Origin of the sequence: Tolumonas osonensis, from assembly GCF_014202415.1 — a bacterium.
Lineage (GTDB): Bacteria > Pseudomonadota > Gammaproteobacteria > Enterobacterales > Aeromonadaceae > Tolumonas > Tolumonas osonensis.
Genome location: NZ_JACHGR010000010.1, coordinates 95,724 through 116,622, shown reverse-complemented (window position 1 = coordinate 116,622; position 20,899 = coordinate 95,724). Strand labels below are relative to the sequence as shown.

Below are 20,899 nucleotides of genomic sequence, written 5' to 3'. Positions count from 1 at the left end.
CCATGCTGACACTGGCGGAACAAGATATCCAATTGGGGGCTAAAGCCGATGACAAGCAAGGTGCCATTCGTATGGTGGCACAGAAGATGGTCGAGGCGGGGCTGATCGAAGCACCTTATGTTGATGGGATGCTGCGTCGCGAGACTCAGAACTCCACTTATCTGGGTAACGGTATTGCTATTCCACATGGTACCACTGATACCCGTGAACAGGTCAAACAGACCGGTGTTCGTGTATTACATTTTGCTGACGGCGTTAACTGGGGTGATGGTCAGATTGCGCATGTCGTTATCGGTATCGCCGCCCGTTCAGACGAACATCTGGGCATTCTGCGTCAGCTGACCCGTGTTCTGGCTGACGATTCTGTTGCTGATTATATCAAGCACTGCAAGAGCACTGCTGATTTAGCTAAATTACTGAGTGGTCAGAAACCTACTCCGACACTGCTGTTAGATAACAGCACTGTACAACTGCAGGCCTCTGCTCAGGATATTCTGGGTCTGCAATCAACCGCCTGTGTATTACTGCAAAACGGCGGCGCACTGGATGCAAGCGGCACTTCCAATATCCAGGCTTCCTCTCCGGTATGGATGGGTCAAGGTCTGTGGCTGGCTCGCACCAATGTTGGTGTCAAACGCACTGCCGTCTCACTGGTTCGTCCTGCAACGCCGTTCCAGCATGCTGGTCAGCCTGTTCAGGGTCTGCTGCTGATCGCCGCACAGGATGCGCTGCATAAACCTGTCTTAGAACGTCTGGTCGATATGATCAGTGAACAAAACGTCGCTCAGCTGTGGTCTGCTGACAGCATGAAAGCCATCAAGCTGCTGACTGAGAAACCGATTGAAGGTCTGGAAGGTACATTCACTATTACCAATCCGCACGGCCTGCATGCCCGTCCGAGCGCGACACTGGTTAAAGTCGCCAAAGAATTCCAGAGCGAAATCTGGGTTGCCAACCTGGACGGTGATGGTAAATCCGTCAACGCCAAAAGTCTGATGAAGATTGTCAGCCTGGGCGTGAAGAGCGGCCATCGTCTGCAATTTATCGCTAAGGGCGATGATGCGCAGCAAGCTATCGCCAAAATCGGTCAGTCCATTGCCGAAGGTTTAGGTGAGGGCCCTGGCCATGAGTAAGCCTTTACTGACTGTAACCCTTAACCCTGCGCTGGATTTAACCGGTCATATCGGTCAAATCCAGGTTGGCAGCGTTAACGTGGTTAAATCAGGCAGTCTGCATCCGGCGGGGAAAGGTATCAACGTTGCCCGTGTGTTACGCGATCTGGGAGCTGAAGTTGCCGTTAGCGGCATTCTCGGCGCCGGAAACCAGCAGGCTTTCCGTGATCTGTTCAAGCAATACGGCCTGACTGATCATTTTATGGCTGTACCGGGTGATACCCGTATTAACGTCAAAATGGTGGAAGAGAACGGTGATGTGACCGATCTGAACTTCCCGGGTGTGGCTGTCGCTGACGATGAGCTGAAAGAGTTCGAAGCTCGTTTATTACGTCAGGCGGAACAATACGAATATATCGTGTTTGCAGGCAGCTTACCTCGCGGTATCAGTGCTGAAGCCAGCCGTGACCTGATCGCCAAACTGCAACAAAAGGGTGCGAAAGTACTGTTTGATAGCAGTAAAGAAGCTTTAGTCAAAGGTCTGGAAGCCAAACCGTTCCTCATTAAGCCGAATGAAGTTGAATTGGCTGAATGGGCCGGACAACCACTGGACACCGAAGAAGCACTGCGTGCTCAGGCCGAAAAACTCTGCGCAGAGGGTATCGCCAACGTCGTGATCTCTCGCGGTGCGGATGGTGTGCTCTGGTGTGCAGATGGCGAATGCTGGGCAGCCAAACCACCCCGTATGGAAGTTGTCAGCACGGTCGGTGCCGGTGACTCCATGGTGGCAGGTTTTGCCTGGGGCTTAAGTCAGGGTATGGATAAAGAACAGATCCTGCGCCTTGCTTCTGCAGTGTCTGCTCTGGCTGTAACCCAGATTGGTGTGGGTGTTCCTAATAAACAGCAGCTGGCCGATATGATGGCGCGTATTGACGTGAAAAGATTAGGTTAAGGAATAAACATATGAATATTGTAATTGTCACCTCTTGTCCGAGTGGCATTGCCAACAGTGTTATCGCCGCAGGTCTTCTGGAAAAAGCGGCTGCCTCCCTGGGTTGGAATGCCGTTGTTGAATGTCATAACAACATTGAACCAGCAAAATTACTGACTGTAGACGAAATCAGCACTGCAGATCTGGTCGTTATTGCCGGCGACAACATTGATATCGCCCGTTTCACCGGTAAACGCGTTTACCAGGCAGGTGTAATGGATGCAATCCCGGACGCAAAAGCTTTCTTACAAACGGCAGCCGCAGCAGCGACAGTGACGTCAGCTGAGGCGGTTGCTTCTCAGCAAACCCAAGAGAAACCCAAGGTGTCCCCAATGAGCAAACGTATCGTTGCTATAACCGCCTGTCCAACAGGGGTTGCCCATACTTTTATGGCTGCCGAAGCACTGGAAGAAGAGGCGAAAAAACGTGGTTACTGGATCAAAGTCGAAACTCGCGGCTCTGTTGGTGCTAAAAACGCACTGACTGCTGACGAAATCGCGCAGGCTGATATTGTTATCATCGCTGCAGATATCGAACTGGATCTGTCTCGTTTCGCAGGCAAAAAACTGTACAAAACCAGCACCGGCGCAGCACTGAAAAAGACTGCTCAGGAAATGGACAACGCGCTGGCAACCCAGAACGTATTCCAGGGTGGGGCAACTGCTGCTGCGGCTCATTCAGGTAAAGCTGAATTGCCAGGTGTCTACAAACACTTAATGACCGGTGTTTCTCACATGCTGCCACTGGTTGTTGCAGGCGGTCTGTTGATTGCGCTGTCTTTCGTGTTCGGTATCGAAGCATTTAAAGAACAAGGTACTCTGGCCGCTGCACTGATGCAGATCGGTGGTGCTTCCGCGTTCGCGCTGATGGTTCCGATTCTGGCTGGTTTCATTGCGTTCTCTATCGCTGACCGTCCAGGTCTGGCTCCAGGTCTGATCGGCGGTATGCTGGCAAGCTCTTTGGGCGCTGGCTTCTTAGGCGGTATCGTTGCCGGTTTCCTGGCTGGTTACAGCGCTAAATTTGTTGCTGATAACGTAAAACTGCCTCAAACCATGGAAGCGCTGAAACCAATCCTGATCATCCCGCTGATTGCCAGCTTGATCACCGGTCTGGTTATGATCTACATCGTTGGTGGCCCGGTTTCTGCTGCAATGACTGGCCTGACTAACTTCCTGGCTGGCATGACCTCTGCGAACGCTGTTCTGCTGGGTATCCTGCTGGGCGCGATGATGTGCTTCGACCTGGGTGGTCCGGTAAACAAAGCGGCTTACACCTTTGGTGTTGGTCTGCTGGCTTCCCAGTCTTACCTGCCAATGGCTGCCATCATGGCTGCTGGTATGGTGCCTGCGCTGGGTATGGGTCTGGCGACTTTCGTTGCCCGTAACAAATTCACTGAATCTGAACGTGAAGCAGGTAAAGCCTCTTTCGTTCTGGGTCTGTGCTTCATCTCTGAAGGTGCCATCCCATTCGCAGCGCGTGACCCAATGCGTGTTATTCCGTCAACCATGGCTGGTGGCGCACTGACTGGTGCTCTGTCTATGCTGTTCGGTTGCACCCTGATGGCTCCACACGGTGGTCTGTTCGTACTGGCTATCCCGAATGCGGTTGGTAACGTACTGATGTATCTGGTTGCTATCGCTGCAGGTACTGCACTGACTGGCCTGATGTATGCCATGCTGAAACCAGCAATGGAAACTCAGGAAGCTTAATTGTTTCATCACAAATGGAACTAGCTCCCTCCATTTTTGTGTGCCCCCCTCCCCGGCTGAATAAGCCGGGGCTTTTTGCTTTCTGACAAGCAGGTGAAAGAAACCGGGGACAAAGGAAAAACGTCAGACACAGATTACGCTGTGTCTTTTCGTTGATGTCATAGTGGTTTGCTGAGCTTTCACCTGTGTCAGCAATATGCAGAATGGATCTGGCTTTCTAATCGCAAAAACGCCGCAGCAATAGCTGTGGCGTTTTTTTTCATATCAAACAGCCGGCTTATTTCAGCAGGTTACCCATGCTTACACAGGTGGAGACATTGATTTGCCAGATATAAAAAAGCTCCGTCAGCGTTGCTGCGGAGCTTTGTTCTCGCAATGGTGGCCGGTTTAAATAGGACTGTCTTTGCCTAATTCAGATAATACGGATGACACTGCCAGCAATAATGCGGAACGGATCACCTGGTCACGGCGATTAAGCTGTAACTGTAAAAGCATTGGATCGCCGTTATCGACCGGCTCATCAATTTGCATCATGCTGATATTCTGCAGACTGTGTAAGCGGTTAAGATGTTCTTTGACACACTCTTCACCAAAGCGGTGATCATGAATATCATTCACCAGGAAATCCCGCAGGCGAATGAAGCGTTCGATATCCTGAGAGACTTCGTAAGAAATCAGCCCCAATGCAAAAATAAGCTTTAAACGAATATTGAGATCAGCCAGCGGACCTTTGCCATTCAGCAGCGGTTCAATCGCATATTTCACCGCATACTCTTCCTGACGGAAAGCACGTCGCATCAATTGATCAACAGCGTCTTCCAGCATATCAACAACTTCAATGAAGAACCCTCGGGGGTTCTCCGGTTCAGTCAGACGTTCAAATACTGCGTCCTCCTGATAGGTTGGAATCTTAACTTTATTCATATTATGTAATCTTATGTGGAAACCCGAAAACCTGATCCAGTGCTGCTATCTATTCTTAATTGTTATAATTTGCTTGAACTATAAACGAGAAAAGAGAGGCCATAGCCTCTCTTTTCTGTGTATCACTGAGCCATGCGCTGATATTCAGCCACAATGGTAGCCACACAAGGCTCGTCTGCTTTCAGACCGGTAGCGCGTAATAACGCAGCCTCGACACCTTCCTGCTCGATCCAGCCCTGTAACTCTACGGCCTGAGGATCGTCAGCATTCCGGTAATGTAATGCTGCCGCAATTCCTTTCAATAGCGCGTCATTAGGTAAACCGTATTCCAGCGTACCCAGAAGCGGCTTGACCAGACGATCTTCCGCGCCCAGTTTACGCAGTGGCTGACGGCCGACACGATCAATTTCATCCACCAGATATGGGTTCGCAAAACGGGTCAGGATTTTCTCGATATAAGCATGATGCAATTGACGATCAAAGCCGTAACGATTCACCAGCACTTCACCGCTCTGCTGCATTGCCTGGCGCACGGTATTCTGAATGGCCTCATCAGCAATCGCTTCACGGATCGTTTTATAACCCGCCAGTTTACCCAAATAGGCCGTCACAATGTGGCCGGTATTCAGCGTAAACAGCTTGCGTTCCACATAGGCAAGCAGATTGTCAGTCAGTTCCATGCCCTGTACCGGCGGAATATCACCCTTGAACTGATTTTTATCGACAATCCATTCACTGAAACTTTCTACTGTTACTGCCAGCGGATCTTCGTCGTTGGCTGCAGCCGGAGGAACAATACGATCCACCGCAGAATCAACGAAACCAACATACTGCTCTAACAGATCATGGTATTGCTGTGGCAGTTCGGCTAATACAGCCTGTTTTAACTGGCTGGTGCCGCGAACCATATTTTCACAGGCAATAATATTCACCGGTGTATGGTTGCCCTGTTCAAACCGAAGTTGCAGGCCTTTCGCAATCGTTGCGGCAATTTTCGCCAGAACCTGTGGTCCGACAGCAGTCGTAATAATATCCGCTTTAACGATCTGACTAATTACATCATCACTGTTCGCCTGAACAGCGGCAATGTGACGGATAACATCGGTATGCTGGGTATCACCCACCACCCGGACATGATATTCCTGGGAATGATTCAGCTGATCAACCAGCTGTGTATTCGCGTCGGCAAATGTTACTTCTGCATCTGACTCCGCCAGTAATTTACCAATGAAACCGCGACCAATATTTCCAGCGCCAAAATGTAATGCTTTCATCTTATATAACTCCTTCGATCCGGGGTAAAGAAGGCCACCGGGGTGGCCTTCCTGCTATCATGCTGCGCGTTGACCACTGAGCAGTTCCAGCACGAACTTCACATCCGTGGTGGTTGCCAGACGCTCGATCAGCGATGGATCATCCAGAGTGCAGGTCAGGTTGTTGATCACTTGCAGGTGTTCATCGTTACGGGCTGCAATACCAATCACCAGACGAGCCACTTCATCTTTTTCCGGACCGAACTGCACACCTTCAGGGTATTGGCAGATCACGATACCGGTTTTCTTTACCTTATCTTTTGATTCAATCGTGCCATGCGGAACAGCGATGGATTCACCCAGATAAGTTGATACCAGTTTTTCACGTTCTAACATCGCATCAATATATTCAGGTTCAACACAGCCGTTAGCTACCAGCATTTCACCTGCTTTACGAATCGCTTCTTCTTTGGTGCTCGCTTTCAGACCCAGGCAAATGTGTTCTTTACCCAAGGTGAACAGCGCCGGACTCATATTCTCACCACGATAAGCGTCTTCGTTAGCGGCTACCGCCTTTGGGCGGCGACCTTCGCTTGCCTCCTGCAAGCGGGTGATCAGATTGTCATACAGCTGATTGTCCAGGAAGTTGTTCAGCGAAATATGCTGTGCATGTGGCGCATGACGTTTTGCACGGTCAGTCAGGTCACGATGCGTAATCACGATATCCGCTTTGTCATCCAGATTGTTGATAGCCTGGTTTACCACAGTAATTGGCAGACCTGCTTTTTCAATTTTCTTCCGCAGCATGCTGGCACCCATGGCGCTTGAACCCATACCGGCGTCACAAGCAACAACGATGTGTTTTGCAGTCAGTGGAGAATGGCCATCATCATTGGCAGCAGTTGAAACAGCAGCATTACCCTGTTTCATGCTCTTCATTTTACGGGTAGCTTCATCCAGCTCATCTTTGGTGTTAGCACCTTGGGCACGTACGAATACAGAAGCCACCAGGAATGACACTGCTGTTGCTGCGGTTACGGAACACAGAACACCCAGAATAGAATCTTTTGGCGTCATCAGCAGCACAGCGAAGATAGAACCAGGTGATGCCGGAGATACCAGGCCTGCGTTGAACATAGTCAGAGTGAACACACCAGTCATACCACCAGCAATAACCGCCAGAATCAGACGTGGGTTCATCAGCACGTACGGGAAGTAGATCTCGTGGATACCACCCAGGAAGTGAATGATAGACGCACCGGCAGCAGACTGTTTAGCGTTACCACGACCAAACATCATGTACGCCAGCAGAATACCGAAACCAGGGCCCGGGTTCGCTTCAATCAGGAAGAAGATGGACTTGCCATGTTCAGTGGCCTGCTGAATACCCAGTGGCGAGAAGATACCGTGGTTGATTGCGTTATTCAGGAACAGGATTTTCGCAGGTTCAACGAAGATAGAGGTCAGCGGTAACAGGCTGTTTTCAACCAGGAAACCTACACCAGCCGCCAGCGCAGCAGACATACCTTTTACAAACGGACCGATCAGGAAGAATGCCAGCATTGCCAACAACATACCGATAATACCGGCAGAGAAGTTGTTAACCAGCATTTCGAAACCGCTCTTGACTTTACCGTCAATCATGCGGTCAAAGCGTTTGATAGTCCAGCCGCCCAGCGGACCAGCCATCATCGCGCCCATGAACATTGGGATATCAGTACCTACGATCACGCCCATGGTGGTTACAGCACCAACCACAGCGCCACGTTCGCCGCCAACCAGTTTACCGCCGGTATAACCGATCAGCAGTGGCAGCAGGTACATAATCATCGGGCCAACCAGTTTGGCTAACGTTTCATTCGGCAGCCAGCCTGTTGGAATAAATAATGCGGTAATAAACCCCCACGCGATAAATGCGCCAATGTTGGGCATAACCATGTTGGAGAGAAAACGGCCAAAATTTTGTATCTTGACCTTGGTATCTGGTGATAGCATAAAACACCCCGTTCGATGCCTGATTAATGGTGGATTGTGGTAACGGATTTGCCGATCCGTGATTTGTTGTCTCATGAATAAATCTACCACTTTCTACGGAAATCGGGTTGAGAACGGGGGGTTTTGTGAGACGCATCAATTAATCACGACCCCTCCTTGGTTTTTGACGTGATCCCGATCACACAAAATGACCGGTTAGTCGGTGATTTTGTAACCATAACGCACGCAACTCCCCACTTTTTGTGATCGCTGTCACCTTTACTGATTGAGTCGCCCATCACAACTAAGTGATACAGATCACACTTCAAATAAAAATACCCAATCGAATCGCAATTAGGTATAACCCATATGACGCTTGGCCATAATTAGTGTGTATCCTTCCCGCGATCTCGTGCCACTATCTACACTATTAGAAAAGGAATGCAGGCATTTTCTTCCCGGCAGTGAAGAATATACCGTTTAATCAAAAAGGATCTTCTGATGGCGGCTTTCCGGTGGATAACATTGCTGTTACTCAGCAGTTTCATTACCTCTTCCACAGCAGCGGAGAAAGTTGTCGTTCAGCTGAAATGGGTCAATCAGTTTCAGTTCGCCGGTTATTATGCCGCACTGGAAAAAGGGTTTTATAAGGCCGCCGGGCTGGATGTCACATTGCGTCCTAATGGTTATAACGGTTCTTTCGTTTCACCAGTCGATGCAGTGGTGAGCGGAGATGCACAATACGGCATTTCCAACTCCGGACTGATACTTGATTATCTGAATGGTAAACCGGTCGTGGCGCTTGCTGCGACATTGCAGCATTCGGCCGTCAGCTGGCTGGTGCTGGAAAAATCCGGTATCAGAAATATTCATGATATGGCCGATAAACGGTTAATGACCGTTTTTCCGCTCAGTGAAAGTCTTGAGCTGCTCGAACCATTCAGGGCGGAAGGCATTGATCCGAAAAGACTGAACCTGATACAAACCATTTTTGATCTGCAACCACTGATTGACGGTCAGGTCGACGCCTATGATGGCTATGTCACTAATGAACCTTTTCTGCTGGAACAGAAAGGCATCCCTTACCGTTTAATTGATCCCCGAGCCTATGGGATTGATTTTTATGGTGATGTGTTATTCACCTCGCAGGCGGAACTGCAGAAGAATCCCGATCAGGTAGCCGCATTCTATCAGGCCAGCATGGCTGGCTGGCGCTATGCCATGGCTCATCCGGAAGAAATCATCGATATCATCATTAACAAATACGCACCTCAGAAATCGCGGGAGCATCTGCGTTTTGAGGCCCGAACAATGCGGAATCTGATGCAACCGGACATCATTGCAATCGGCCACATGAATCCTGGCCGCTGGTTGCGCATCGCCGAAGTGATGACAGAACATAACCGAGCCATCGATAACCAGGTACTGAATGCTTTTCTCTATAACAGGGAAGACTATCAGCCCAATCTGTTGCGTTATCTGCGTATTGCCACAATAGCCTCCGTTATTGCCTTGTTACTGGCAGGGATTGCAACCTGGATTTACCGGATAAACCGTCGTCTGAGCCGGGAAATCCTCGCAAGAGAGGCCGCAGAGCAGCAATTGCGCCATTTATCGGAAACAGACGCGTTAACCGGCCTCGCTAACCGGCGCGCATTTGATCAACGGTTACACAAAGAATTCCGGAGTTTTCTGCGAAACCAGCACTTCTTCAGTATCATCATGGTCGATATTGACTGGTTCAAACGGATTAATGACACCTATGGTCATCCGGTGGGAGATCATGTACTGACGGAATTTGCCTGGCGTCTGCGCGACCATATTCGTAAAACCGATTTTCTGGCACGGATTGGTGGTGAAGAGTTCGCCATCATCCTGCCGGAAACCTATCCCCAGGAAGCCAGAAAAAGATCCGAGCAGCTACAGCACGTGATAAACGATACCCCTTTTCTGCCACCCGGCGCAGATACTATCCCCCTCGTGATCACCGCGAGTTTTGGTATTTCCTGTGTAGCCGAAAATGATTTGGCGGCTGACGCTGTCCTGATCAGAGCGGATATAGCGCTGTATAAAGCCAAAAATAATGGCCGGAATCAGGTCGAGCTGTACCATGGTGAGAATAAGCTGGCATTAGTGACCCAATGAAAAAAGCCCCTTTCATCAAGGGGCTTTCATTGAGCAAACCTGACAAACCGGAAAGATTACGCTTTCCATGCCTTCCAGGTGTTGATCAGACCATTAGTTGAGCTGTCGTGGCTGGTCACGGCTGCATCTGAATTCAGTTCAGGCAGGATCTTGTTCGCCAGCTGTTTGCCCAGCTCCACACCCCATTGGTCAAAGCTGAAAATATTCCAGATGATACCTTGTACGAAGATTTTGTGTTCGTACATGGCGATCAGTGCGCCCAATGTTTTCGGGGTCATCTGCTTGAACAGAATGGAGTTGGTAGGACGGTTGCCTTCAAACACTTTGAACGGTACCAGATTTTTAACCTGTTCCAGTGTTTTGCCTGCCGCCAGGAACTCTGCTTCAACTGCTTCTTTAGACTTACCAAATGCCAGCGCTTCGGTCTGAGCGAAGAAGTTCGCCAGCAGTTTAGGATGATGATCACCGATTGGGTTGTGAGTGATAGCCGGAGCCAGGAAATCACAAGGGATCAGTTTAGTGCCCTGATGGATCAGCTGATAGAACGCGTGCTGACCGTTAGTACCTGGTTCACCCCAGATGATCGGACCAGTCTGGTAATCCACTTTGTTGCCGTTACGGTCAACATATTTACCGTTGGATTCCATGTTGCCCTGCTGGAAGTAAGCAGCAAAACGGTGCATGTACTGGTCATACGGCAGAATTGCTTCAGATTCAGCTTCGTAGAAGTTGTTGTACCACAGGCCGATCAAGGCCAGCAGAACCGGAATGTTTTGCTCGTAAGTGGTGGTGGCGAAATGGGTATCCATTTCAAACGCGCCTTCCAGCAGTGCTTCGAAGTTTTCGAAGCCCAGTGACAGCGCGATTGGCATACCGATCGCAGACCAGGAAGAGTAACGACCGCCAACCCAGTCCCAGAATTCAAACATGTTGGCAGTGTCGATACCAAATTCAGCCACAGCTTTGGTGTTGGTAGACAGTGCAGCGAAATGTTTCGCAACATGAGCCTGATCACCCGCGATATTCACAAACCAGTCACGCGCAGACAGCGCATTGGTCATGGTTTCCTGCGTGGTGAAGGTCTTGGATGCGACCAGGAACAGGGTGGTTTCCGGATCAACATTTTTCAATGTTTCCGCGATATGAGTGCCATCGACGTTGGAAACGAAGTGCATCTGCAGATGGTTTTTGAACGGACGCAGCGCTTCAGTGATCATCACCGGACCCAGGTCAGAGCCACCGATACCGATGTTCACTACGTGCTGGATCGCTTTGCCGGTATAGCCTTTCCATTCGCCGGAAATAACGCTGTCGCAGAAAGTTTTGATTTTAGCCAGTACCGCATTCACTTCCGGCATCACATCTTTGCCGTCAACCAGTACTGGACGGTTTGAACGGTTACGCAATGCAGTGTGCAGAACAGCACGGCCTTCAGTCTGATTAATCTTCTCACCATTGAACATGGCATCAATAGCAGAACGCAGATCCACTTCGTGAGCCAGATCGAACAGCAGAGCCAGCGTTTCGTCGGTGATCAGGTTTTTGGAGTAGTCCACCAGAATGTTGTCTTTGTAGGTGGTGGAGAACTTGTCAAAACGAGCTGGGTCGGCGGCAAACAATTCACTCAGCTGACGATCTTTATTTGCAGCGAAGTGTGCTTCCAGCGCTTTCCACGCTTTGGTCTGGGTAGGATTGATGTTTTTCATCGTGTCACTTTTCCTGAGTCGATTAATAAACTTTTATTGTCTGTACATACGTCTCACAGAGCCCCCACAAACGTATGTACAGTGCCGATGATTCAGCCTGCAGTTTACACCTTTTTGTGTGAATTTGCTGCAGACACCCGCTATTGCTGCACCATTTGCCAGAAGGCCTGAATCAAGGGCTCTTCCAATCGCCGTTTGAGAACACAAAAACCCACTTCGAAAGGTTTAAGTGCCGGTACCGGCTGGATCACCCGCACCTGCGACCCCAACGTACTATGCTCAATGACCGCTTCCGGCACCAGGCCGATACCGCAATCCAGCGTCACCATGCTGACAATGGCTTCATTGCCAGCCACTTCGGCATAGATATTGGGGCTGATACCTTTGTTGCGGAACCATTGATCACAACGCTTCCGGGCCAGCCCCTGCTGCGAAACAATGAGCGGTACCTGCGCCCAGTCGGGTTCACCGTCTTTGAGCCACTGACTGACATTGGTGCTGGTGCGCGGGGCGATAAAGACCAGCGGCACCCGCTGCAGCAGACAATATTGCAGACGGGCAGGCAACGCATCCGGCCTGGCGGCAATGGCAATATCGGTTTCTTCCTGCAGCACCTTATCCACCGCCAGTGCGGCATCCCCGGTTTCCAGCTTTAATTCCAGCTGCGGATAGCGGTGACGAAACCGCCCCAGCACTTCCGGCAGCAAAAAATAGCTGGCTGTCACCGAGCAGAACACCCGGATCCGCCCTTGCAGCGCTTCACGGGGATGGCGCAAATCGTCACGCAGTTCATGCCACTCCTGCAGCCAGCGTTCCGCAGAAGCGAGCAGGCGCCGACCCTCTGCCGTCAGCACCACACTGCGGTTATCCCGTTCAAACAAGGCACAGCCGGTTTCCTGTTCCAGACGCTGCATGGTCCGGCTTAGCGTAGAAGGGCTGACCGCCATCTGGTTGGCGGTATTGGCAAAATGCAGCGTGCGCGCCAGATGTGCAAATAACGATAATGTCCGGAAGTCCATCAGCTCCTCCACGTTGCAAAAAACGCAACATTTCGTTCCGAATATATCATTTCCAGCAATGTTCTGCCTCGTTTATAGTAGTGAAGTTTTCGGACTCTGACCGTTATCAGACAACACACAGAAATTAATTTATAGATGGAGCTATTCTCGATGGCTAACTACTTCAACACCCTGAACCTGCGTCAGCAGTTAGAACAGTTAGGCAAATGCCGTTTCATGAACCGTGACGAATTCGCCAGCGGTTGTGATTTCCTGAAAGGTAAGAAAGTTGTGATCGTGGGCTGTGGTGCTCAGGGTCTGAACCAGGGTCTGAACATGCGTGATTCAGGTCTGGATGTTTCTTACGCGCTGCGTGCAGAAGCTATCGCTGAAAAACGTAAATCATTCAAACAGGCTTCTGAGAATGGCTTCAAAGTCGGTACTTACGAAGAGCTGATCCCAACTGCGGATCTGGTAGTAAACCTGACCCCGGACAAACAGCATACTGCTGTAGTTAAAGCAGTTATGCCGCTGATGAAAGAAGGCGCTGCTCTGGGTTACTCTCACGGCTTCAACATCGTTGAAGAAGGTACTCAGGTTCGTAAAGACCTGACCGTAGTGATGGTTGCGCCAAAATGCCCAGGTACCGAAGTTCGTGAAGAATACAAACGTGGTTTCGGTGTTCCAACACTGATCGCGGTTCACCCTGAAAACGATCCGAAAGGTGAAGGTCAGGCCATCGCGAAAGCATGGGCTGCTGCAACCGGCGGTCACCGTGCAGGCGTTCTGGAATCCTCTTTCGTTGCGGAAGTGAAATCCGACCTGATGGGTGAGCAAACCATTCTGTGCGGTATGCTGCAGGCAGGTTCTATCCTGTGCTACGAAAAAATGGTTGCTGACGGCATCGACGCTGGCTACGCCGGTAAACTGCTGCAGTTCGGTTGGGAAACCGTAACCGAAGCCCTGAAACAGGGCGGTATCACTGCAATGATGGATCGTCTGTCAAACCCGGCAAAACTGCGCGCGTTTGAACTGGCTGAAGAAATGAAAGTGTTGATGCGTGCACTGTTCCGTAAACACCAGGACGACATCATCAGCGGCGCGTTCTCCAGCGGCATGATGGCTGACTGGGCAAACAACGACGCTGACCTGTTCAGATGGCGTGAAGAGACTGGTGCATCTGCATTCGAAAACGCACCAGCATTCGACGGCACTATCGCTGAACAAGAATACTTCGACAACGGCATCCTGATGGTTGCCATGGTAAAAGCGGGCGTTGAGCTGGCATTCGAAACCATGACCGAATCAGGCATCATTGCTGAATCTGCTTACTACGAATCACTGCATGAACTGCCGCTGATCGCGAACACCATCGCGCGTAAACGTCTGTACGAAATGAACGTGGTTATCTCCGACACCGCTGAATACGGTAACTACCTGTTCGCCAACGCAGCTGTACCATTGCTGAAAGAACACATCATGCCGAAAGTAGGCACTGACGTGATCGGTAAAGGTCTGACTGTGAAAGATAACGGCGTAGACAACGTGGCTCTGGTTCAGGTGAACGAAGCGATTCGCAACCACCCAATCGAGCAGGTTGGTAAAGTACTGCGCGGTTACATGAAAGATATGAAACGTATCGCAGTAGGTGGTTAATCGTTACTGATTAATTTCCGCTCAATACAAAAGCCCGGGCAGCGATGCGCGGGCTTTGTTTTATCTGTGCCATAATCCTCGTTGTTCATCGCAAATTCGTCTTAAGAACAGTTTCAGCCAACAGCTGCAACCGGTAAACTGTCCGTTAATTTCCCGAGCAGAAAATCTGATTTGATGAAGCGCCACCGTCGCAGCACCTATGTACCCTCAGCCGTGCAATACACCGCCTGTCATGAATGTGACTGGCTCATGGTGATTCCGCCGCTGCAGCCCGGTGAACAGGCCGTCTGCCCGCGCTGTGAACATAAGCTCCGCGCCTTGCCGGCAGAGGCCAGACTGCAGCCGATGGTTTACAGCATTGCCGCCTTGATCATGTTGCTGTGCAGTAACTTCTTCCCCTTCCTGGGGATGGCGGTCAAAGGTATCCATCAGGATATGACGCTCTATCAGACGGCAACGACCCTGCTGGAAGAACAGCATCCGGCGCTGGCACTGACCGTTTTCCTGTTCATGCAGATTTTGCCCGCCATCTGTCTGACCCTGATCTGCCTGATCTATTACCGCCTCGGTCACTGGCGCGGCAAGCGGCTGCGTAAACGTTATACACTCTGGCTGTTCCGGTTGATACCCTGGTGTATGGTGGAAGTCTTTCTGATCGGCGTGCTGGTCAGTCTGATAAAAATCGCATCGTTAGCGGATATCGAGCTGGGTTACAGTTTCTGGGCGTATGTCCTGTTTTCGCTGGCCATGCTGAAAGCCTTCAGCGCCATCGATCGGGACTGGCTCTGGCTGCAACAAAGCGGACCAATACACCTGCGGCAACCACCCGTTCCCCGTGGCAGAGCCATCGATCAGCATCTGACGCTGTGCCACGCCTGTCACGGACTGGTCTCGCTCCGCACTCACCGTTGCCCACGCTGTCATAGTGTGCTGCATGCCCGAAAGCCACATAGCCTGCAGTGGACACTGGCGCTGCTGTTCACCGCAGCTATTCTCTATATTCCGGCCAATGTCCTGCCCATCATGATCACCGAGAGTCTGGGGCAGCAAACCTACTCAACCATACTTGGTGGTGTCGTCTTGCTCTGGGAGATGGGCTCCTATCCGGTCGCGCTGGTTATTTTTATCGCCAGTATCCTGGTTCCGATTGTAAAAATGCTGGCTATTGCCTGGTTATGCTGGAGTGTCTATGCCGGCCGCATTCATCACCGCCGGGGACGAACCCGGTTATACCGGCTGACAGAATTCATCGGCCGCTGGTCCATGGTCGATGTCTTTGTCGTCGCCGTGCTGGTCGCCCTGATCCGGATGGGCAAACTGATGTCGGTTTATCCCGGCTCTGCCGCATTGGCTTTTGCCGGTGTGGTAATATTGACCATGCTCTCTGCCATGAGTTTCGATCCCCGGCTGCTTTGGGATAATGAACCCATCTCAGATCGTGCTAATCCACAGGAAAAAGAGGCTGAAACGAATCGTGCCGAATAACTATGCCAACATCAAAAAGTTACAACGTATCTCACCGATCTGGCTGATTCCGATTGTTGCAGCCTGTATCGGTTTATGGATGGTGGTCACGACGATCAGCCACCAGGGACCATTGATCACGCTGGAACTGGATAATGCCGAGGGGATTGAACCGGGTAAAACGCCGATCAAAGTCCGCAGTGTGGAAATCGGAAAAGTACAGACCGTGACCCTGGACGACGATCTTAGGCATGTCATCGTAACCGCACAGATGAACGTTGAAGCCGAACGGCTGCTCCGCGAGGATACCCGCTTCTGGGTTGTCAAACCACGCGTGGGCAAAAGCGGTATCTCCGGATTAAATACCCTGCTGTCCGGCTCCTATCTCGAATTGCAGCCCGGAAAAAGCAAAGAGTCGAAACTGGAATTCACCGTGCTTGATACCCCGCCGGTGACACCAACTAACGCGCCCGGATTACGGATTGAGCTCAGCAGCGAACAGGACAGCGCTTTATCGATCGGTGATCCGGTGTTATATCGTGGCTTTACGGTTGGCCGGGTGGAACAGGCTGAATTCAAATCCGATACCCGGCAGATGAGTTACCAACTGTTTATTCAGGCACCTTATGATGCGCTGGTCACCAGTAATACCCGTTTCTGGCTTAACCGCGGCATTCAGTTACAGGCCGCGACCGATGGTATCAAGATCAAAACCGGCACACTGGAAACCATCCTCTCCGGGGGAGTCAGTTTCAGCGTGCCGCCGGGTTGGGAACTGGGTCAGCCGGTAAAAAGCTATCGCTCCTTTAACCTTTATACCGATGAGGACAGCAGTACCATCCGTCGTTATCAGGATAAGGTTGATTACATATTACTCTTCGATGAATCCGTTCGCGGACTGAATCCCGGAGCCCCGGTCGAATATCGCGGCATTCAGGTGGGTAGCGTGCTGGCCGTGCCGTTCTCTGTACCAGGCAATGACCTGCTGACCGCCCGCTCACGCCAGATCCCGGTATTGATCCGGATTGAGCCGGGCCGTATCCGCAGTGATATGGATAAAGATCAGTTACCCAACTGGGAGAAAGAATTTACCACCGCAGTCAGACAAGGCCTACGCGCATCACTGCGCTCGGGTAATCTGCTGACCGGCGCGCTGTATGTTGATCTCAATTTTTATCCTGATTTACCCAAAACAACCGGTCTGGGTGAGCTGGCTAATTATCGTACCCTACCCACGGCCCCGGGCGGGCTGGCGCGAATCGAACAGCAGGTGGTGCAATTGCTGAATAAGCTGAACCAGCTGGATATTGAACAAGTGCTGACAAACGCCCAGACCATGCTGACAGAAACCGAGGCCGCTATGGCGAATGTACGCCAGGTCAGTGCCAGCATGGACAAAATTGCGACACAGCAGAGCACACAGCAATTACCGGCCGAATTGCAGAAAACACTGGCAGAGATGCAAAAAACGCTGCAGGGACTCTCCGCCAATTCACCTGCATACGGAGAGCTGAACCGTTCCATTCAGTCACTGAACCGGGTACTGCGTGAAGTACAACCGATGGCGCGAACACTGAATGAAAAACCGAATGCCTTACTGTTCCAGCCCGACGCGGACAATGATCCGGAACCGAGGAAAGCCAAATGATGAAGTTGCGATTATTACTGACGGGTCTGTTACTGGGGGGGCTTGCGGCCTGCAGCAACGGGAGTGCACCGCATTATTATGCGATTGCGTTACCAGAGGCACAGAACAGTTTCGTAACACCTAACCAGCAACCCGTTGTTTCAGTTAATGATATTGACCTGGCTGATTATCTCAACAGCGTCGGCATTGTGTATCAGCAGGATGATGTTCAGCTGACCACCGCGAATCAGCATCGCTGGGCAGAAGCGCTGGATAAACAGCTGACCCGTTCTCTGCTGCAAAGCCTGCGGCAACAATTACCGGCCTATCAGTGGCAAAACGGACAGACGGCCGGACAGAATGTCGCACAGTTGCAGGTCAAGGTACGCGGATTTCACGGCAGAGCCGATGGTCATGCCGTGATCAGCGGAGAATGGACGCTGGTTACCGGTTCGCAGCAATACAGCGGACAATTCCAGCAACAGTACCCGCTGACCGCCGACGGTTATCCGGCACTGGTACGGGAACTGCGCGCTGGCTGGCAACAGACCAGCCAGCAACTGGCAGTGCAGTTAAAACCGCTGCTTGCCGCTGCGGTTCATCACACCGAATAGAACGATTTATACCAGTCAACAAACCGCGCCAGCCCCTGCGCCAGCGGAGTCTGCGGTTTAAAACCAATCACGGCTTCCAGTGCCGACGTATCGGCGCTGGTCTCCAGCACATCGCCAGGTTGCAACGGTAACAGATTCATCTGCGCCGGAATCCCTAACGCTGTTTCCAGCTCATGGATAAATGTTTTCAGCTCGACCGGCTGGCTATTTCCGATGTTGTATACCCGGTACGGTGCGGAGCTTTCCGCCGGCGATCCGGTTTCTACCGTCCAGTCTGCATCCGGCTGCGGGATCACATCCGCCAAACGGATAATGGCTTCGGCAATATCATCGATAAACGTAAAGTCCCGCTTCATCTCGCCGAAGTTGTACACATCGATCGGCTGCCCGGCAAGAATGGCCTTGGTGAACTTGAACAGCGCCATATCCGGACGCCCCCACGGGCCATACACGGTAAAGAAGCGCAGTCCGGTACAAGGCACGCCATACAGATGCGCATAGCTGTGGCTCATCAGCTCGTTCGCTTTCTTGGTGGCCGCATACAGTGACACCGGATGATCCACAGAGTCATCAGTAGAAAATGGCGTTTTCCGGTTCAAACCATACACCGAGCTGGAAGAAGCATAGAGCAGATGTTCAATCTTGTGCTGACGGCAACCTTCCAGAATATTCAGATGCCCGACCAGATTCGCATCGGCATAGGCATGTGGATTTTCCAGTGAATAACGCACACCTGCCTGCGCTCCCAGATGGATCACACGCCGGAACTGCCCGTTAGCGAACAGATCAGCCATCATCGTACGATCGGCCAGCTCCCCTTTCACAAAATGGAAGGCGGAATGCGCCCGCAGTAACGCCAAACGACTCAGCTTCAGATTCACATCATAGTAATCATTCAGGTTATCCAGACCGGTTACCTGATGCCCTGCTGCCAGCAGCCGTTCAGCGACATGAAAACCGATAAAGCCGGCTGCGCCTGTAACCAGATAATGCATACTCACTCTCCTGCCAACAGTTTAGGCGCATAATAGAAAATATCGGCACCGGAGCTTTGCGCTGACTGACAGGCCGGGATGACGGCATCGGCCCGGAACAGGAACCAGTCATCACCATGACGCTGGCCCAGTGCAATACCCTTATCCGCCGCAAAACATTTACTCAATTTATCACCCGGACCTAATACCCACCGGTGTGGCGAAGCTTGTACCCAGACGGCCGCATCTGTTGGCTGCGGTTCATCGGCCTGCAGATAGGCAAAGTGATACAAGGGCCGATTCGCGAACAACAGGAACTGTTCCCGGAAATTGGTCAGCAATAGTTCATCCTGCGGCGCCAGACGCTGTCCTGCATCCTGCATGATCTGTTGCGGTGTCCGCAGATGATTCATCAGCGGGTACGACCAGAAACCATAATGCAGCCAAAGGATGGTCAGCATGGTCAGTATCGCCGAAAGCGGCTGACGTCGCAGGAACCAGTTGACCAGCAACCCTGTCACGCCCAGCGATAATGCCAGCAACACCGGCGAATCCATCTCTCCCAGTTTGGCAATCAGCGCGGGTTTGAGTAATAAAACAATACCGGCACACAGGAAGAGTCCGCTCAGCAACCAGCTTAATCCGGCCAGCAGACGGGCAGGCCAGCGGCGGTTCAGCAATTCAGGTAGCCAGTAAGCAACCAGCAGCGCCAGAACCGGAGTTGCCGGTGTGATATAGACACCGCGTTTACCCGCAGAAGCAGAGAAGAACAGCAGGGTCAGCAGCAGGTAACCCGCCAGCAATATCACCGGTCGTTGGCCCTGTTTCACATCCCGTTTAATCTGCCAGACCATCCAGGGTAACAATAACGACCACGGCAACCAGAATGACGGGATCACATTTACCAGATAGAACCAGAACGGTTTGATGTGGTGCCAGGCATTGGCATAACGGGTCACGGTCTGGCGGAACAGGATATTATCCCGGTACGCCAGAAATTCCGGTAACGGATGCTGCTGTACCACCAGCACCATGGGAATGACCCACAATGCGCAGGCCAGCAACATGAACAGCGGCCCCGCCAGCCCTTTCAGCCACTGGGCACCGGTGGCCTGTTTTATCTGTTCGCGATGTGTCCACAGCGTCGGAATCAGCATCAGCGCGGCAATAATGCCGACCCCCTTGGTGATAATGCCTAAACCGGCGGCAAACCAGCCCAGGTAGTACCAGCGCCAGCCGCCATTACACAGCAGAAAACGCAGGAAACCGTAGCCGCCCAGGGTGATAAAAAAGGTCACCAGCGCATCAATCTGGGCCTGTTTTGCCTGTACCGTGAATTGCACCGTAAACAATAAAAAAAGACCGGCGCGAAAAGCAGTTGCCCGATCCCAGATCCGGCGGGCAATGTCATAGGTCAGGACAAGACAACCGAGCCCTGCCAACAGTGACGGCAGCAAAAAAGCGACCCGCAATGAGCCGGTAATGAAATAACCCAGCGCGATGCCCCACATAAACATCGGCGGCTTATCCGGATAAATTTCACCACCACGGAACGGGAACAGCCACTGCCCCGATTCCACCATCTGTTTTGCTACCAGGGCAAAACGGGGTTCATCCGCCGGCCAGGGATCGCGCAGACCAAGCCCTGCACCCAGAATCAACAATCCCAAACCGAGTAAAAACAACAGATTGAGCCGGTCGTTCTGCCAGCCCTGCAACACATTACGATCAGTTATCATAAAGGATCCTGAA

The 20,899-nt window shown here is 51.5% G+C and carries 15 protein-coding genes; 8 read left to right on the top strand and 7 right to left on the bottom strand.

Features of this window, described 5'->3' with window-relative positions; translation table 11 throughout:
• The first annotated feature begins 2 nt into the window (after nt 1–2).
• From fruB to fruA, 3 genes are read left to right on the top strand one after another with little or no spacing between them, the layout of a single operon-like run.
• Complete coding sequence (fruB, locus tag HNR75_RS14005) at nt 3–1,133, top strand: fused PTS fructose transporter subunit IIA/HPr protein (protein ID WP_188027607.1); 1,131 nt, start codon at nt 3–5, stop codon at nt 1,131–1,133.
• On the top strand, nt 1,126–2,064 hold the full coding sequence (pfkB, locus tag HNR75_RS14000) for a 1-phosphofructokinase (RefSeq protein ID WP_188027606.1): 939 nt from the start codon (nt 1,126–1,128) through the stop codon (nt 2,062–2,064). The genes fruB and pfkB overlap by 8 nt, the downstream gene beginning before the upstream one ends.
• Nucleotides 2,065–2,075: 11 nt before the next feature.
• A complete protein-coding gene (fruA, locus tag HNR75_RS13995) occupies nt 2,076–3,812 on the top strand; it encodes a PTS fructose transporter subunit IIBC (protein WP_188027605.1) in 1,737 nt (578 codons plus the stop codon).
• A gap of 387 nt (nt 3,813–4,199) precedes the next feature.
• On the opposite strand, the gene HNR75_RS13990 is transcribed toward fruA, so the two are convergent.
• The 3 genes from HNR75_RS13990 to HNR75_RS13980 form a co-directional block, all read right to left on the bottom strand.
• Nucleotides 4,200–4,736, bottom strand: coding sequence for an MltR family transcriptional regulator (locus tag HNR75_RS13990; protein WP_223157925.1), 537 nt, complete (start codon nt 4,734–4,736; stop codon nt 4,200–4,202).
• Nucleotides 4,737–4,858: 122 nt separating this feature from the next.
• Nucleotides 4,859–6,010, bottom strand: coding sequence for a mannitol-1-phosphate 5-dehydrogenase (locus tag HNR75_RS13985; RefSeq protein WP_188027604.1), 1,152 nt, complete (start codon nt 6,008–6,010; stop codon nt 4,859–4,861).
• Between the two features lie 57 nt (nt 6,011–6,067).
• On the bottom strand, nt 6,068–7,984 hold the full coding sequence (locus tag HNR75_RS13980) for a PTS mannitol transporter subunit IICBA (protein ID WP_188027603.1): 1,917 nt from the start codon (nt 7,982–7,984) through the stop codon (nt 6,068–6,070).
• Between the two features lie 480 nt (nt 7,985–8,464).
• Here HNR75_RS13980 and HNR75_RS13975 point away from each other — a divergent pair, with 480 nt between their 5' ends.
• A complete protein-coding gene (locus tag HNR75_RS13975; RefSeq protein WP_188027602.1) occupies nt 8,465–10,108 on the top strand; it encodes a GGDEF domain-containing protein in 1,644 nt (547 codons plus the stop codon).
• A 56-nt stretch (nt 10,109–10,164) separates the two neighbouring features.
• Here the strand turns inward: HNR75_RS13975 and pgi are convergent, their stop codons facing one another.
• Together pgi and ilvY are read right to left on the bottom strand one after the other, a co-directional pair.
• Complete coding sequence (gene pgi, locus HNR75_RS13970) at nt 10,165–11,814, bottom strand: glucose-6-phosphate isomerase (protein ID WP_188027601.1); 1,650 nt, start codon at nt 11,812–11,814, stop codon at nt 10,165–10,167.
• Between the two features lie 140 nt (nt 11,815–11,954).
• Nucleotides 11,955–12,833, bottom strand: coding sequence for an HTH-type transcriptional activator IlvY (gene ilvY, locus HNR75_RS13965; RefSeq protein ID WP_188027600.1), 879 nt, complete (start codon nt 12,831–12,833; stop codon nt 11,955–11,957).
• 150 nt (nt 12,834–12,983) lie between these two features.
• Here ilvY and ilvC point away from each other — a divergent pair, with 150 nt between their 5' ends.
• The 4 genes from ilvC to HNR75_RS13945 all read left to right on the top strand — a co-directional run bounded on the left by ilvC (nt 12,984) and on the right by HNR75_RS13945 (nt 18,173).
• Nucleotides 12,984–14,468 carry a ketol-acid reductoisomerase gene (ilvC, locus tag HNR75_RS13960; protein ID WP_188027599.1) on the top strand — a complete coding sequence of 495 codons (1,485 nt, stop codon included), beginning with the start codon at nt 12,984–12,986 and terminating at the stop codon, nt 14,466–14,468.
• A gap of 174 nt (nt 14,469–14,642) precedes the next feature.
• Nucleotides 14,643–15,953, top strand: a complete 1,311-nt coding sequence (locus tag HNR75_RS13955) for a PqiA/YebS family transporter subunit (protein ID WP_188027627.1) — start codon at nt 14,643–14,645, stop codon at nt 15,951–15,953.
• Nucleotides 15,943–17,580, top strand: a complete 1,638-nt coding sequence (gene pqiB, locus HNR75_RS13950; RefSeq protein WP_188027598.1) for an intermembrane transport protein PqiB — start codon at nt 15,943–15,945, stop codon at nt 17,578–17,580. Before HNR75_RS13955 ends, pqiB begins: the two co-directional genes overlap by 11 nt.
• On the top strand, nt 17,577–18,173 hold the full coding sequence (locus HNR75_RS13945; protein ID WP_188027597.1) for a PqiC family protein: 597 nt from the start codon (nt 17,577–17,579) through the stop codon (nt 18,171–18,173). The genes pqiB and HNR75_RS13945 overlap by 4 nt, the downstream gene beginning before the upstream one ends.
• On the opposite strand, the gene HNR75_RS13940 is transcribed toward HNR75_RS13945, so the two are convergent.
• Both HNR75_RS13940 and HNR75_RS13935 read right to left on the bottom strand, forming a co-directional pair.
• Nucleotides 18,161–19,168, bottom strand: coding sequence for an NAD-dependent epimerase (locus HNR75_RS13940; protein WP_188027596.1), 1,008 nt, complete (start codon nt 19,166–19,168; stop codon nt 18,161–18,163). The genes HNR75_RS13945 and HNR75_RS13940 overlap by 13 nt on opposite strands.
• A gap of 2 nt (nt 19,169–19,170) precedes the next feature.
• Nucleotides 19,171–20,886: an ArnT family glycosyltransferase gene (locus tag HNR75_RS13935; protein ID WP_188027595.1), complete on the bottom strand. Its 1,716-nt coding sequence runs from the start codon at nt 20,884–20,886 to the stop codon at nt 19,171–19,173.
• Nucleotides 20,887–20,899: the final 13 nt, after the last annotated feature.

What these genes read in the sequence shown, in the direction of transcription:
- fruB (WP_188027607.1), top strand. Translation starts at nt 3, where the DNA reads ATGCTGACACTGGCGGAACAAGATATCCAATTGGGGGCTAAAGCCGAT.
- pfkB (WP_188027606.1), top strand. Translation starts at nt 1,126, where the DNA reads ATGAGTAAGCCTTTACTGACTGTAACCCTTAACCCTGCGCTGGATTTA.
- fruA (WP_188027605.1), top strand. Translation starts at nt 2,076, where the DNA reads ATGAATATTGTAATTGTCACCTCTTGTCCGAGTGGCATTGCCAACAGT.
- HNR75_RS13990 (WP_223157925.1), bottom strand. Translation starts at nt 4,736, where the DNA reads ATGAATAAAGTTAAGATTCCAACCTATCAGGAGGACGCAGTATTTGAA.
- HNR75_RS13985 (WP_188027604.1), bottom strand. Translation starts at nt 6,010, where the DNA reads ATGAAAGCATTACATTTTGGCGCTGGAAATATTGGTCGCGGTTTCATT.
- HNR75_RS13980 (WP_188027603.1), bottom strand. Translation starts at nt 7,984, where the DNA reads ATGCTATCACCAGATACCAAGGTCAAGATACAAAATTTTGGCCGTTTT.
- HNR75_RS13975 (WP_188027602.1), top strand. Translation starts at nt 8,465, where the DNA reads ATGGCGGCTTTCCGGTGGATAACATTGCTGTTACTCAGCAGTTTCATT.
- pgi (WP_188027601.1), bottom strand. Translation starts at nt 11,814, where the DNA reads ATGAAAAACATCAATCCTACCCAGACCAAAGCGTGGAAAGCGCTGGAA.
- ilvY (WP_188027600.1), bottom strand. Translation starts at nt 12,833, where the DNA reads ATGGACTTCCGGACATTATCGTTATTTGCACATCTGGCGCGCACGCTG.
- ilvC (WP_188027599.1), top strand. Translation starts at nt 12,984, where the DNA reads ATGGCTAACTACTTCAACACCCTGAACCTGCGTCAGCAGTTAGAACAG.
- HNR75_RS13955 (WP_188027627.1), top strand. Translation starts at nt 14,643, where the DNA reads ATGAAGCGCCACCGTCGCAGCACCTATGTACCCTCAGCCGTGCAATAC.
- HNR75_RS13945 (WP_188027597.1), top strand. Translation starts at nt 17,577, where the DNA reads ATGATGAAGTTGCGATTATTACTGACGGGTCTGTTACTGGGGGGGCTT.
- HNR75_RS13940 (WP_188027596.1), bottom strand. Translation starts at nt 19,168, where the DNA reads ATGCATTATCTGGTTACAGGCGCAGCCGGCTTTATCGGTTTTCATGTC.
- HNR75_RS13935 (WP_188027595.1), bottom strand. Translation starts at nt 20,886, where the DNA reads ATGATAACTGATCGTAATGTGTTGCAGGGCTGGCAGAACGACCGGCTC.